Origin of the sequence: Streptomyces sp. NPDC101152 (genome assembly GCF_044768275.1) — a bacterium.
GTDB lineage: Bacteria > Actinomycetota > Actinomycetes > Streptomycetales > Streptomycetaceae > Streptomyces.
The window spans coordinates 139,073-152,000 of sequence record NZ_JBIWPO010000014.1; the positions used below are offsets into that span (position 1 = coordinate 139,073).

Annotated in this window: 12 protein-coding genes; 2 read left to right on the forward strand and 10 right to left on the reverse strand. The window is 70.7% G+C overall.

The genetic code is table 11. The annotated features are described in order from the left end of the window. Positions 1-109 precede the first annotated feature (109 nt). The 5 genes from ACIRVK_RS20590 to ACIRVK_RS20610 form a co-directional block, all read right to left on the reverse strand. Positions 110-1,699: a multicopper oxidase family protein gene (locus tag ACIRVK_RS20590; protein ID WP_404248976.1), complete on the reverse strand. Its 1,590-nt coding sequence runs from the start codon at positions 1,697-1,699 to the stop codon at positions 110-112. Between the two features lie 101 nt (positions 1,700-1,800). After that, positions 1,801-2,100: a hypothetical protein gene (locus ACIRVK_RS20595; protein WP_404248978.1), complete on the reverse strand. Its 300-nt coding sequence runs from the start codon at positions 2,098-2,100 to the stop codon at positions 1,801-1,803. Positions 2,101-2,180: 80 nt separating this feature from the next. Continuing rightward, positions 2,181-4,118, reverse strand: a complete 1,938-nt coding sequence (locus ACIRVK_RS20600) for a protease pro-enzyme activation domain-containing protein (protein ID WP_404248981.1) — start codon at positions 4,116-4,118, stop codon at positions 2,181-2,183. 238 nt (positions 4,119-4,356) lie between these two features. Beyond that, the gene (locus tag ACIRVK_RS20605) at positions 4,357-4,983 is read right to left on the reverse strand and encodes a DUF305 domain-containing protein (RefSeq protein WP_404248983.1); all 627 of its coding nucleotides are present in this window, start codon (positions 4,981-4,983) and stop codon (positions 4,357-4,359) included. A gap of 1 nt (position 4,984) precedes the next feature. Further along, positions 4,985-5,656: a DUF3105 domain-containing protein gene (locus tag ACIRVK_RS20610; RefSeq protein ID WP_404248985.1), complete on the reverse strand. Its 672-nt coding sequence runs from the start codon at positions 5,654-5,656 to the stop codon at positions 4,985-4,987. A gap of 163 nt (positions 5,657-5,819) precedes the next feature. Here ACIRVK_RS20610 and ACIRVK_RS20615 point away from each other — a divergent pair, with 163 nt between their 5' ends. Beyond that, positions 5,820-6,254, forward strand: a complete 435-nt coding sequence (locus ACIRVK_RS20615; RefSeq protein WP_404248987.1) for an RrF2 family transcriptional regulator — start codon at positions 5,820-5,822, stop codon at positions 6,252-6,254. Between the two features lie 5 nt (positions 6,255-6,259). Here the strand turns inward: ACIRVK_RS20615 and ACIRVK_RS20620 are convergent, their stop codons facing one another. Next, the gene (locus ACIRVK_RS20620) at positions 6,260-7,450 is read right to left on the reverse strand and encodes a globin domain-containing protein (protein ID WP_404248989.1); all 1,191 of its coding nucleotides are present in this window, start codon (positions 7,448-7,450) and stop codon (positions 6,260-6,262) included. A gap of 330 nt (positions 7,451-7,780) precedes the next feature. Here ACIRVK_RS20620 and ACIRVK_RS20625 point away from each other — a divergent pair, with 330 nt between their 5' ends. Beyond that, positions 7,781-9,142 (forward strand): glutamine synthetase family protein, encoded by a 1,362-nt coding sequence (locus ACIRVK_RS20625; protein ID WP_404248991.1) that lies wholly within the window; start codon positions 7,781-7,783, stop codon positions 9,140-9,142. Here ACIRVK_RS20625 and ACIRVK_RS20630 read toward each other — a convergent pair. From ACIRVK_RS20630 to ACIRVK_RS20645, 4 genes are all read right to left on the reverse strand, one after another. Beyond that, on the reverse strand, positions 9,102-10,151 hold the full coding sequence (locus ACIRVK_RS20630; protein ID WP_404248993.1) for a TolB family protein: 1,050 nt from the start codon (positions 10,149-10,151) through the stop codon (positions 9,102-9,104). The two genes, ACIRVK_RS20625 and ACIRVK_RS20630, sit on opposite strands and share 41 nt — an antisense overlap. Continuing rightward, positions 10,148-11,422, reverse strand: coding sequence for an MFS transporter (locus tag ACIRVK_RS20635; RefSeq protein ID WP_404248995.1), 1,275 nt, complete (start codon positions 11,420-11,422; stop codon positions 10,148-10,150). Before ACIRVK_RS20635 ends, ACIRVK_RS20630 begins: the two co-directional genes overlap by 4 nt. A gap of 1 nt (position 11,423) precedes the next feature. Further along, the gene (locus ACIRVK_RS20640; protein ID WP_404248997.1) at positions 11,424-12,326 is read right to left on the reverse strand and encodes an alkaline phosphatase family protein; all 903 of its coding nucleotides are present in this window, start codon (positions 12,324-12,326) and stop codon (positions 11,424-11,426) included. 111 nt (positions 12,327-12,437) lie between these two features. Beyond that, positions 12,438-12,878 carry a VOC family protein gene (locus ACIRVK_RS20645; protein ID WP_404248999.1) on the reverse strand — a complete coding sequence of 147 codons (441 nt, stop codon included), beginning with the start codon at positions 12,876-12,878 and terminating at the stop codon, positions 12,438-12,440. Positions 12,879-12,928: the final 50 nt, after the last annotated feature.

Sequence of the window (12,928 nt, forward strand, 5' to 3'; positions counted from 1 at the left end):
GACGACGGAGTCGAGCAGGGCGCCCAGTCTAGTCGCCAGTAATCGTCAGAGCGACACGATGGGGGGCGCGGGGAAGCGGCTCACGCCGCTCCCCGCGCTCTGCACGCCCTCAGCTCAGGTACCCCACCACCGTCATCATTCCCGCCTCCGCGTGGTAGACGTTGTGGCAGTGCAGCATCCACAGCCCCGGGTTGTCGGCGTCGAAGTCCACTGTGAGCGTGCCCCTGGGCAGCACCAGCGCCGTGTCCTTGCGCGGCCCGTCCGCCGACCGGGCCAGCGCGAAGGTGTGGCCGTGCAGGTGGAGCGGGTGCCACATGGCCGTCCGGTTCTGGAACCGCAGCCGGACCCTTTCCCCGGCGCGCACGGGGTGGCGCTGGGAGGGGGTGTAGGGCTGCCGGTCGAAGGCCCAGTCGCAGCGTGCCATCGAGCCGGTCAGCAGCAGGTCGATCGTCCGGTCCGGGTCCTTGCGCTCCAGCGCCACCGACGGGTCCACCTTGAGCTTGTGCGCGGCCAGGAGCCTTCCGTCGAGCTCCCCGGGGCGTGCGGAGTCGGGGGGCGCTGTGCCGCCGCCGGTGCGCAGGACCGCCATCGTGGACGCCTCCTTGCCCTCGGCCAGCGCGGTCAGTGGGAAGACCCCGTCGCCCGCGGTGACCACCACGTCGTACCGCTCGCCCATGCCGATCAGCAGGGCGTCGCCCTTCGCGGGCAGGACCGGGTAGCCGTCCGTGTGCGTCACCGTCAGCTCGTGGCCGCCGAGGGCCACCCGGAAGGCCGTGTCCCCGCCGGCGTTCACGAACCGGATGCGGATACGGTCCCCGGGACGCGCCCGGAACACCGAAGGAGCCTTCGCCGTACGCCCGTTGACCAGGTAGTACGGGTACGCCACATCACCGGGATCGCCGCCCAGCAGATCGCTGTGGGCGCCCGTCAGCACCCGGGAGGGACCGGACGGCGAGGGGGACGCGGAGCCCTTCACGCGCATCGACGTGTGGGACAGGGAGCCGCCCATGCCCATGCCGCCGCCCATGCCCCCGCCCAGTTCGTCGAGGACCGCGTCCGGGGTCGAGCCGTCCACCCCGTCGACCCAGTCGTCCAGCATCACGACCCACTCCTTGTCGTATTTCAGGGGCTCCCTGGGGTCGTCGACGATCAGCGGGGCGTACAGCCCCCGGTCCAGTTGGACTCCGGCGTGCGGGTGGAACCAGTACGTGCCCGGGTGCGGGACCTTGAAGCGGTACGCGAACTCGGCGCCCGGCGCGATCGGGCCCTGCGTGAGGTCGGGGACGCCGTCCATGTCGTTGCGCAGGGCGACGCCGTGCCAGTGCATGGACGTGCTGTCCGGAAGGTGGTTGGCCAGGGTCAGGGCGAGGGTGTCGCCCGCGGTGACCCGGATCTCCTTGCCGGGCAGGTCACCGCCGTAGGACCAGGACCTGACCGTGCGCTCGCCGAGGTCCAGCCGGGTCTCGGCGGCGGTGAGGCGGACCGTGCGGACGGTACCGCCGCTGACGGCGCGCCGCTGCTCGGCGGCGGCCACTTCCGGGCCGGCCGGGTCGACGTAGCCCTTGGGGCCACCCGCGGTCGAGCCGCCGTGACCGGAGTGGTCCGTCTGCGAGTCGGAGACCGAACGGGCGGCCAGGATGCCCGTCCCGGCGACGGCGATGGACGCGCCGAGCACGGCGCGGCGTGGGGGAGTGCGCATGACTTGCTGACACCTCGTCTGGGTGGTGCTGATGATGGCCTGGACCTGTCTGGCGCTTCGGGGTGATCACCCGGGCAGGGCGAAGCAGCCGGTGGTGAGGCCTATATGCGCAGCACCGACAGACCGCTGAACGAGGGTCTGGCGGGAGGTGGGTCGGGCCACAGCGCCCGCAGGAGACGGGTGGGCCGGGGTGGGGAGAGGTGCGTCGAGTGGCTGCCGCCGAGCGCGGCCGCCGGCAGCAGGACGAGCGTGAAGGTGCCCAGCACCGCCAGGCACACGGACCCGGGGTCCAAGCCCTGCTCCGAGGGATGCCCCAGCGTGTGCAGGGTGACGATGCCGAGGAGCAGCACGGCGAGCAGCGGCAACCGCCGCCCGTACGTTCCGCTCCTCGATCCGGTCATGTGCGCAATCTACCCCCGCCGGGTATGCAACGCGCCCGCTCCCAGGAGGGAACGGGCGCGCGGGTGTCGCAGGCGGGTTCTCAGTGGCGCTTGTACGACTCGACGTAGCCGTTCGCGGGCGAGCCCACGCCGGTGACGTCGTCGTAGCCCTTGACGGCGGACAGCGAGCTGTCCTTGCCCAGGCTGCGGACCGAGGTCGCCAGACCACCGGTGGCGTCGTAGCCGTTCACGAAGTCGACGCGGGCCTCCGCCAGGCCGGAGCCCGTCGGGTTGTCGGTGACGTCGTGGAACACGCCCTTGCCGGACCGGGCGTAGATCTCCGGGTTGGCGAAACCGATCGCCTTGCCGTTCGCCTCCTGGGCCAGGGCCTGGATGGCGGAGATCACCGGGGCCGCGAGCGAGGTGCCGCCGATGCGGTACTCGTCGTAGGCCTGGGTCTTCCCGTCGGGCAGGGTCTGGGTCTGGCCGACCAGGAAGCCGGTGTTCGGGTCGGCGATCGCCGCGATGTCCGGGACCACGCGGTTGCCCTCGGGGTTGTTGGCCGTGGCGAGCGCGTCCGGCACGACGCCCTTCTGGTAGTAGGGCTCGGCGACCGTCTTGCTGGTGCCACCGCCCGCACCGGAGGTGAAGGCGCCGGGGAAGTTGGTCCAGCTCTTGCCGTCCGCGGACAGCAGGGCCTTCTCGGTGCCCCAGCCGGTCTCCCACTGGTAGTTGTCGTTCTTGCCGACCGCCAGGGAGGTACCGCCGACCGCCGTCACCCAGGCCGAGTTGGCGGGGGTGTCGACCTGCTTCGTACCGGTGTTGGCGACCTCGTCGCCGTTGTCACCCGAGGAGAAGTAGAAGCCGATGCCCTCGACCGCGCCGAACTGGAACACCTGGTCGTAGGCGGCCGCGAGGTCCGGCGTCTGGTTGGCCTCGATGTCGCCCCACGAGTTGGAGACGATGTCGGCGAGGTGGTTGTCGACCACCTTGCTCAGCGCGTCCAGCAGGTCGTTGTCCAGGCAGGAGGCCGAACCGACGTAGGTGACGTCCGCGGCGGGCGCGACCGCGTGCACGGCCTCGACGTCCAGGGTCTCCTCGCCGTACCAGCCGGCCGCCCCGCAGTCCTTGGTGTTCGTGTACTGCTTGGGCAGCACCTGGTGCAGCTGACCGGTGCTCCACTTGGCGTCGCCGTGCTTCAGCGCGTAGGTCTGGGCGTCGAAGGCGATGTACGGCGAGGCGTAGGCGTCCGTGATGGCGACCTTGACACCCTTGCCGGTGTAAGCGCCCGCGCCGTAGGCGGCGCGCAGCTGCTTGCCGGTGTAGCCCTTGATGGCGTACGGGATCTTCGAGCCGTACGCGGAGGGCAGGGTGCTCGCGGTGTTCGAGCCGTAGTACGAGGAGAACGGCCCGGAGTTGCGGAACACGGTCGAGGGCTGCGGCAGCTGGTCGTCGTGGTTCGCCTTGTGCGGGGCGTTGTCCAGGCCGGTGACGGTCAGGACGGCGCCGCTCAGACTGGCCGGGACGGAGGCCGCCTTCGCCGGGGCGCGGTAGGTCTTCGAGCCCTTGGTGTAGTTGTGCAGCTGGGTGTTGAACGCCTTCTCGGCGGCGGCCACGTCACCGGTGACGGAGACGTAGTGCTGCGTGACGCCGGTGACCGTGAGGCCGTTGGACGTCAGCCACGACTTGACGGCGGTCACCTGGGCCTTGGTCGCGCCGAAGCGGGCCGCGGCCTTCTTCGCGCTCAGGTACTTGCCGTAGTGCGGCGAGCTCGGGTCGGACACGGCCTTCGCGTACGCGGCGAGGCCCGCCGCGTCCTTGCCGGCCAGGTAGACCCTCAGGGAGACCTGGGCGGCGTTGGAGGTGTCGCCCTTGTCCGCCTTGGCCGTCGCCCACGCGGGCTTGGTGCCCACGAGAGCGTTCCGGCCGGGGTTGTCCGCGGCGTGCGCCGCGGGTATGCCGAGCGCCAGCGCGCCGGTGAGCATGGGCAGAGTTGCCGCCATGCTCACGGCGCGAAGTTTGGCGCGATTGGATCTCATAGAACCCCCTGCGATGCGGTTCTTCGCATGTGTGGTCGGTCTGCGGTGATCCGCGTAGACCCCGCTCAGCGGCGGAGGGGCGGGGAAATGGATCACACGGTAGGGGCCACTCTGTCGATGAACCGTTCATGCCAGGGGAATGAGATCCCCAAGAAGACCCCAAGGAAGCGCTGTCCAAGGCGATTTGGGGCTTACGTCCTTCAACGTTTCCGGGGTGTACGGGCTTCGGCGGTAATTCCTACGACCGCGGCTTCGCTCCCCGTGCCTTCAGCATGTCCGCCATCAGCTTGATCTCCGACTGCTGCGCGTCGACCATGCCCTGCGCGAGCTGCTTCTCCACGCCCACCGAGCACTTGGCGACGCAGCCCTCGGCCATGTGGATGCCGCCCTTGTGATGGTCCGTCATGAGCTGGAGGTAGAAGGTCTCGGCCTGCTTGCCGTTGAGCGTGCCGAGCTTCTTCATCTCGGTGTCCGTCGCCATGCCGGGCATGAACGAACCGTCCCCGCGCTCCGGCATGTCACCCATGCCCATCCAGGACATCGGCGGCTTCGCCGACACCTTCGGCAGGCCCCACAGGTCCAGCCAGCCCAGCAGCATGCCGCGCTGGTTGGCCTGCGTCTGCGCGATGTCGTAGGCGAGCCGCCGCACTTCCACGTCCTTGGTGCGGTCGCGCACGGTGTACGACATCTCGACGGCCTGCTGGTGATGGACCGCCATGTCCCGGGCGAACCCGGCGTCCGCGGACTCGGCGGCCGGTGTGGCCGCGCTCGACCCGTTGTCCTCGGCGACCGCGTAGGTGATCGCGCCGGCCCCGACGAGCGCCGCCGCCGCGGTGCCCGCGATCCAGCCGATGTGCTTCCTCATCTCACATCGTCCCGCCCGTGCAGGAGGCGCCCGGCTCCGGTGTCTGCTTGCCCTGCACGTACGTCTGGAAGAACTGCGCGACCTTCGGGTCGTTCGCGCTCGTCACGCTCAACTGGTGGCCCCACGCCGACAGTTCGATCGGCGCGCTCTGGTTCGTGTACGGGCTCATCAGCGAGTACGGCGTCTGCTTCACCTTCGCCGCGAGCGTGCCCACGTCCGACTTCGTCGCCTTGTCGGTGTACGTCACCCACACCGCGCCGTGCTCCAGCGCGTGCACGGCGTTCTCGTCCTTGACGGGCTTGGTGTAGACGTCGCCGTTGCAGTTGAGCCACACCGGGTTGTGGTTGCCGCCGACCGGCGGGTGCATCGGGTAACTCACGGTCCCCGCCACGTGGTTGCGGGACAGGTTGCCCGTCCAGGTGCGCACGCCGTCCTTGCCGGTGACGAAGTGCCCGGCGTCCCCGGAACTTCCGCCGCTCTTCGCGTCGCTCGCGGTGTTCTTCTTGTCCGACTGGTGCTGCACCAGCACCACACCGCCGACCACCAGACCGGCCACGACCACCACGCTCGCGCCGATCGTGAGGATCCGCCCGCGGCGCTCACGTGCCTTCTCGGCGCGCCGCATCTCCTCTATCCGGGCCTTGCGTGCGGCACTGGTGCTCTTCGAGCCCATGGCGGTGTCCTTTGGGGGAGGAAGGGACGATCGGGTGGGCTGATCCTAATGAGGAAGGGGAGGCGATTCGCGGCCAGGGCGGAGGAAAGGCCGGATCGACAGGGTCCCGACAGGTACCGAGCGATAATTTGAACCGCAGATGCGCATTATCTAGGCTGCCGGTATGCGGCTGCTGCGCTCCACCGACCTCGCCCTGCGCGTCCTGATGCGGCTCGCCGTCGCCGGCGAGTCCAGTCCTACGACGCGTGTGGTCGCGGCGGACATGGACGTGCCGTACACGCACGCGGCGAAGGTCGTCGCCGAGCTCCAGCACCTGGGCCTGGTCGACGCCCGCCGCGGCCGGGGCGGCGGGCTCTCGCTGACCGACAAGGGTCGTACGGCCTCCGTCGGCGGTGTGGTGCGGGTCTTCGAGGGCGACGGGGACGTCGTCGACTGCGAGGGCTCCTCACCCTGCCCCCTGAACTCCGCCTGCCGCCTGCGCGGAGCCCTGCGCCGGGCCCAGGAGGCCTTCTATGCCTCACTGGACCCGCTGACGGTGACGGACATGGTGGCCGCCCCCACGGGGCCGCTCCTGCTGGAGATCGGCCGCGCGTCGTAGCTCTTTCAGGCCGCCGCAGCCAGCCACAGGTCCGGGCCGAAGACCTCGTAGTGGATGTCCGCCGGGGCCACGCCCTTCTCGATCAGCTGGGCACGGACCGCGCGCATGAAGGGGAGCGGGCCGCACAGGTACGCGCGCGTACCGAGGGGGACCTCGACGTCGGTGAGGTCGACGAGGCCGGCGCGGGCGCCCGGGGTGGCGTCCTGCTCGTACCAGAAATGCGTGCTCGCGTCGGGGAGCTTCGCCGTGTACGCCTCGTGCTCGGCGCGCAGGGCGTGGTCGGCGGGGGAGCGGTCGCCGTGCACGACGGTGACCGGGGCGCTGTGGCCGTCCTGCGCGAGCTGGGCCAGCATGGCGATCATGGGCGTCACGCCGATGCCGGCCGAGGCGAGCAGCAGGGGCGTGCTGTCGGCGGCATCCAGGACGAGGTCGCCGTACGGGGCGGACAGCTCCAGGACGTCGCCCTCGCGCACGCGCGCGTGGAGGTGGCCGGAGACCTCGCCCTCGGGGGAGGCGTCGCCGTGGACGCGCTTCACGCTGAACTGGCGCAGGCTCGAGCCCGGGGCGCCGGAGAGGCTGTACTGGCGTATCTGGCGGGCGCCGTCCGGGAGCGCCACGCGCACGGAGACGTACTGACCGGCGCGGAAGTCCGCCACCGGGCCGCCGTCGACGGGCCGCAGCCGGAAGGACACGACGTCGGCGGTCTCGGCGACGCGCTCGACGACCTCCCAGGCCCGCCGGCCGGCGTCGTCCGCGCTCTCCTCCCGCAGCCGCTTCTCGATCGCGACGAGCGCGTTCGCCATCAGCCAGTAGACCTCGTCCCAGGCGGCCGCGACCTCGGGGGTGACGGCCTCGCCGAGGACCTCGGCGATGGCGGCGAAGAGGTGCTCGTGCACGAGCGCGTACTGCTCGGGCGTGACACCCAGCGAGGCGTGCTTGTGGGCGATGCGGGCCAGCATCGCGTCCGGGCGCCGGTCCGGGTGCTCCAGCAGGTGCGTCGCGAACGCGGCGATCGAGCCGGCCAGCGCCTGGCGCTGGGTGCCGGCGGCCTGGTTGCCGCGGTTGAACAGGTCCCGCAGCAGTTCCGGGCGGGCGGCGAACAGGCCGGCGTAGAAGCGCTCGGTGATCTCGCCCAGGTTCGCGCCGACCGCGGGGAGGGTGGCGCGGACGGTCGCTCGGGCAGGCTCGGACAGCATGCGGGACTCCTCGTAGGTCCGCCGGATCGATCTCCGGACTCGGCTGACCGGAACCGTATTTAAACTTGCATTTGAGATGCAAATTAAACGGGCGTGGTACTGGTCACGTGTGAGGTGGGGCGGGGCATTACGGATGTCGGCCCGAGCAGGCAAGATGGGCGTCAGAGCCGTACACCTGCCGTACGTGAGGCGTTCAGGCCGAGGTCGGTTCGACGATCAAGGTCCGCAACGCGCATGAAATGCTGTTGTGGTGTGATGCTCAGGTGCCCGACCGCCTCCTGCGGGACAGAGAGACAGGCGGCCTGACCGGCAAGGATGGGGAAGCGGAAGATGGACAAGCAGCAGGAGTTCGTGCTCCGGACCTTGGAGGAGCGCGACATCCGGTTCGTACGCCTGTGGTTCACGGACGTGCTGGGCTTCCTCAAGTCCGTCGCCGTGGCCCCCGCCGAGCTGGAGGGCGCCTTCGACGAGGGCATCGGCTTCGACGGTTCGGCGATCGAGGGCTTCGCCCGCGTATACGAATCGGACATGATCGCCAAGCCGGACCCGTCGACCTTCCAGGTCCTGCCCTGGCGCGCCGAGGCCCCCGGCACGGCCCGGATGTTCTGCGACATCCTGATGCCCGACGGCTCCCCGTCCTTCGCCGACCCGCGCTACGTCCTCAAGCGCGCCCTGACGCGCGGCTCCGACCTGGGCTTCACCTTCTACACCCACCCGGAGATCGAGTTCTTCCTGCTGAAGGACCGCCCGCTCGACGGCACGCGCCCCACGCCCGCCGACAACTCGGGGTACTTCGACCACACTCCGCAGAACATCGGCATGGACTTCCGCCGCCAGGCGATCACCATGCTGGAGTCGATGGGCATCTCGGTGGAGTTCTCCCACCACGAGGGAGCCCCGGGCCAGCAGGAGATCGACCTCCGCTACGCCGACGCCCTGTCCACGGCCGACAACATCATGACCTTCCGCCTGGTCATGAAGCAGGTGGCGCTGGAGCAGGGGGTCCAGGCGACCTTCATGCCGAAGCCGTTCTCCGAGCACCCCGGCTCCGGCATGCACACGCACCTCTCCCTCTTCGAGGGCGACCGGAACGCGTTCTACGAGTCCGGCTCGGAGTACCAGCTCTCCAAGGTCGGCCGCTCCTTCATCGCGGGCCTGCTGCGCCACGCGGCGGAGATCTCCGCGGTCACCAACCAGTGGGTCAACTCCTACAAGCGCATCTGGGGCGGCAGCGAGCGCACGGCGGGCGCTGGCGGCGAGGCGCCCTCGTACATCTGCTGGGGCCACAACAACCGCTCGGCCCTGGTCCGCGTCCCGATGTACAAGCCCGGCAAGACCGGCTCGGCCCGCGTCGAGGTCCGCTCCCTCGACTCCGGCGCCAACCCGTACCTGGCCTACGCCGTCCTCCTGGCCGCCGGCCTCAAGGGCATCGAGGAGGGCTACGAACTCCCGCCCGGCGCCGAGGACGACGTCTGGGCCCTCTCCGACGCCGAGCGCCGCGCGATGGGCATCGAGCCCCTCCCGCAGAACCTCGGCGAGGCCCTGACCCTGATGGAACGCAGCGACCTGGTCGCCGAGACCCTGGGCGAACACGTCTTCGACTTCTTCCTGCGCAACAAGAAGCAGGAATGGGAGGAGTACCGCTCCGAGGTCACCGCGTTCGAACTGCGGAAGAACCTGCCGGTGCTGTGAACGCCGGGGACACCGCCGCGGTGCTCACGCGCCGCGGCTTTCCCGTGCCGTCCGACGGGACCGTGTACAGGTCCGCGCCGTAGTCGCCCGGGAGGGCGTAGACCAGGGCGTGGTCGTTCTGCCAGACCGCCTGGTCGTCGACGCTGCGGGGCTCCGCGAGCGGGGTTTCGCGCAGGGTGCGCAGGTCCAGGACGTACAGGTGCCACGGGGCGTCCTTCGGGAGGCCGGGGACCCGTTTCTTGTAGGCGACGCGGGTGCCGTCGGGGGAGAGGGACGGGCACTCGACGTTCCGGTGGATCGTCGTGAGCGTGCGGGTGCGCAGGTCGCCCCGGACCAGGTAGGTGCTGCCCTTCGTGGCCAGCGTCGCGTAGAACGTGCGGTCGTCCGCTGCGAAGGTCACGCCCCAGAAGTTGGTGTCCGCCGCGCGGTAGGCGTGCCCGTCCTTGACGATGCGGTAAGCCTCCAGGGTCGGGGTGAGTTCCCCGGTGCGGACGTCCACGATCGCCGCCCGGGTGGAGAAGTTCGTGCCGGCGTACGAGTCGCCGCCCACGAAGGCCGTCCACGCGGCGAAGTGCCCGGTGGGGGAGACGCGGGCCCGGGAGGGGATGCCGGGGACGTCGTAGCGGGCCCGGACGTGGAGGTGGGCGTCCAGGACGAGGGCGCGGTAGGTGTCGGAGACCGGGCCGTGGACGGCCTGCAGGCACACTCCGGTACCCGAAGCCGCGTAGAAGCGCAGGCATGTGACGCCGGAGGCGGTCCGGGGTCCCGCGGGGTCCGAGGCCGGGACCGTCGTCAGTTCGTCGCGGTGCGGGCCCCAGGCCATGTTGCGGAAGACCAGGCGGCCGGGGGTCGTGAGGCTCACCTGGCCCGAGGTGACTTTCGGGCCGCCGGCCTGGACCTGGTCGCGGCGTTCCGCGCGGGCCGACGCGTGCAGGACCGACGCCACGGCGACCGCCGCCAGGGCGAGCACGGCCGCGAGCAGGACGAGGAAGCGGTTGCGAACGCTCATGTGGCGGCCTCCCGAGCCGCGGGGCGCAGGAAGAACCACGACACGGCCGCGCACAGCCCCAGCGCGACGGTCGACGCGAGCAGGGCCGTACGGTCCCCCCACAGGGACCAGGCCGCGCCGAACCCCAGCGAGCAGGCGAAACGGGCCAGCGCCTGCCCCGTCTGCACCACCGCGAGGCCGGACGACCGCAACGCCTCGGGCACGCTGTCCGAGGCCGCCGCCATCAGGACGCCGTCCGTCGCCGCGTAGAAGGCGCCGTGGAGAGCGAGCACGGCGTACGGCAGGTACGTGCCGCGTGCGGAGGTGAGGAGGAGGGCGTAGGCGAGGAGCAGGGCTCCGTGGCCCGCGAGGAAGATCCGCCAGCGGCCCACCCGGTCCGCGAGGCGGCCCAGCGGTACCGCCAGCAGCAGGAACGCCGCCGCCGTGCCCAGGGGGAGCAGGGCGAACCAGCGGTCGGGGACGCCGAGACGGTGTTGCAGGAGCAGGTAGACGAAGGAGTCGCTCACCGTCGCCAGCCCCAGCAGCAGGGCGCAGACCGTGATGCGGCGGACGTCGCGGTGCCGGAGCAGCCCCAGCGCGGCGCGCAGCGTGGGGCGTACGGCCGCCTCGATCGCCGGCGCGGACGACGAACCCGGCACGAACAGCACCAGGACAAGGACGCCCAGCACCGCCACGCAGAAGCTCACGGTGAACACCGCGTCGTAGCCGTCCACCGTCGCCCGCAGGATCAGGAACGCGGCCAGCGGGCCGAGCAGCGCGCCCGCCGTGTCCATCGCGCGGTGCACACCGAAGGCGCGGCCACGGGTCTGGGGCGTGGCGGACAGGGAGATCAGCGCGTCGCGCGGGGCCGTGCGCAGGCCCTTGCCCGTGCGGTCGGCGGCCAGGATCAGGCCGATGGGGGTCAGGGTGTGGGCCACCAGGAGCAGCGGCTTGCACAGCGCCGAGAGGGCGTACCCGGCCCCCGCCACCCACTTGTGCCGGCCCCCGCCCCGGTCGGCCAGATGGCCCCCGGCCAGGCGTACGAGCGCCGAGAAGCCGTTGTAGACGCCGTCCAGGAGCCCGAAGCCCAGCGGGGACAGGCCCAGGCCCGTCACCAGGTACAGGGGGAGCACGGCCGTCACCATCTCCGAGGAGACGTCGGTGACCAGGCTGACCGTGCCGAGTGCGAGGACGGTGGGCGCGACCGCGGTGAGGCGCCGCCCGGCCGGCACGGGCCGGGCGGCGCCTTCCGCGGACGCCGGGGTACTGGCGCGGCTGTCCGCTACGTACACGTCAGGACGCCCAGATGCCGGTGATGTCCGTCGCGGAGGCCGCGTTGCCCGCGTGGGTGGACAGGCCCTGCGTGTCCTCCAGGGTGCGCAGCAGGTCGTAGTGGTTGTAGGTGGTGGACGAGGAGGAGCCCGGGGCCACCGGCTGGCCGTAGAGGACCGTCGGGATGCGGTTGCCGGCGAGGCGGTTGTCCTCGTCGAAGGTGATCACGAGGAGGCTGTTGTGGGTCTTCGCCCAGGTCGCGTAGGCGCCGAGGTTGTTCTTCAGCCAGGTGTCGCCGGTGGACACCGAGCAGTCGTGCATGTCGCTGCACAGGTTGGGGGTGACGAAGGAGATCTGCGGCAGCGTCGAGTAGTCCGTGGGGAACTGCGCGAAGGTCTTCGCGGTGGAGGTCGGCACGTTGCTGAAGCCGAACCACGGGTCGTGCTTCTGCGCGTAGTCGCCGCTGCTGCACGTGGTCGAGCCCTGGCTGGGCAGCGACTCGTTGTAGCTGGCCCAACTGCGGCCCGCGGCGATCGCCTCCGAGGCGAGGTTGTCTGCGGAGGAGAAACCCGGGGTGACGCAGCTGTCGTCGGTGACACCCTGGGTGGAGCCCGAGAACAGCGCGTAGTAGTTCGGCTGGCTCGGGTGGGTGATCGCGTACGACTGGGTGAGGTTGGCGCCGCCGGTCTTCAGCGAGTTGATGTACGGCGCGCTGGAGGAGCCGATGACCTGGCTGTAGGCGTGGTTCTCCATGACCACGACGACCACGTGGTCCGGGGTCGGCACGGCCGAGGCCGCGGACGAGGAGCCGCCGAGGCCGGTCCACAGGCCGACGGCCGCGGCCGTGAAGGCGACCGCGGAAGCGAGCGCGGTACGGCCGCGGCGGGCCCTGGTACGGGCAGGACTTGCGGTACTGCCGGACACATCAACCTCCGGAGGGGGGGAAGAGCGGGGCTGGCGGTGCGGACAGAGCATGCACACGTCAACATTCCCACGGCCCACTTCGCCCAACCCGGCGAGTGAAGGTTGGGTGAACTACTGCCGCTGGGCCGCCTGTTGGGCCAGCACCTCGTGCAGCGGCTCGGTGGCCCGGCGCCGGTACTCCTGGATCGCCCATCCGTTGCCGTCCGGGTCCTTGAAGTACATGAACGTCGCCCCGTCCTGCGGCGCGAATTGCTGCGGCTCACTGACCTCGAGCCCACGGGCGGTCAGCTCGTCGTACGCCGCCTTGGCGTCCGTCACGCACAGCTGCATCCCGTGGTACGTACCAGGCTGCGGCATCCCCGTGGGCACCTGCAACCCGTCGACCAGCGCGATGGAACACCCCGAGCCCGGCGGCGTGAGCTGCACGATCCGCACGCCCTCCATCACCTCACCGTCGAGATCCACGTGGAAGCCCGCCTTGTCCCGGTAGAACTCCTTGGCCCGGTCCACGTCGGAGACGGGCAGCAGGATCACTTCGAGGCTCATGTCCATGGAACGACTCCTTCGTCGTACGTCAGTCGTGCCTCGCCGAACGGCTCCCT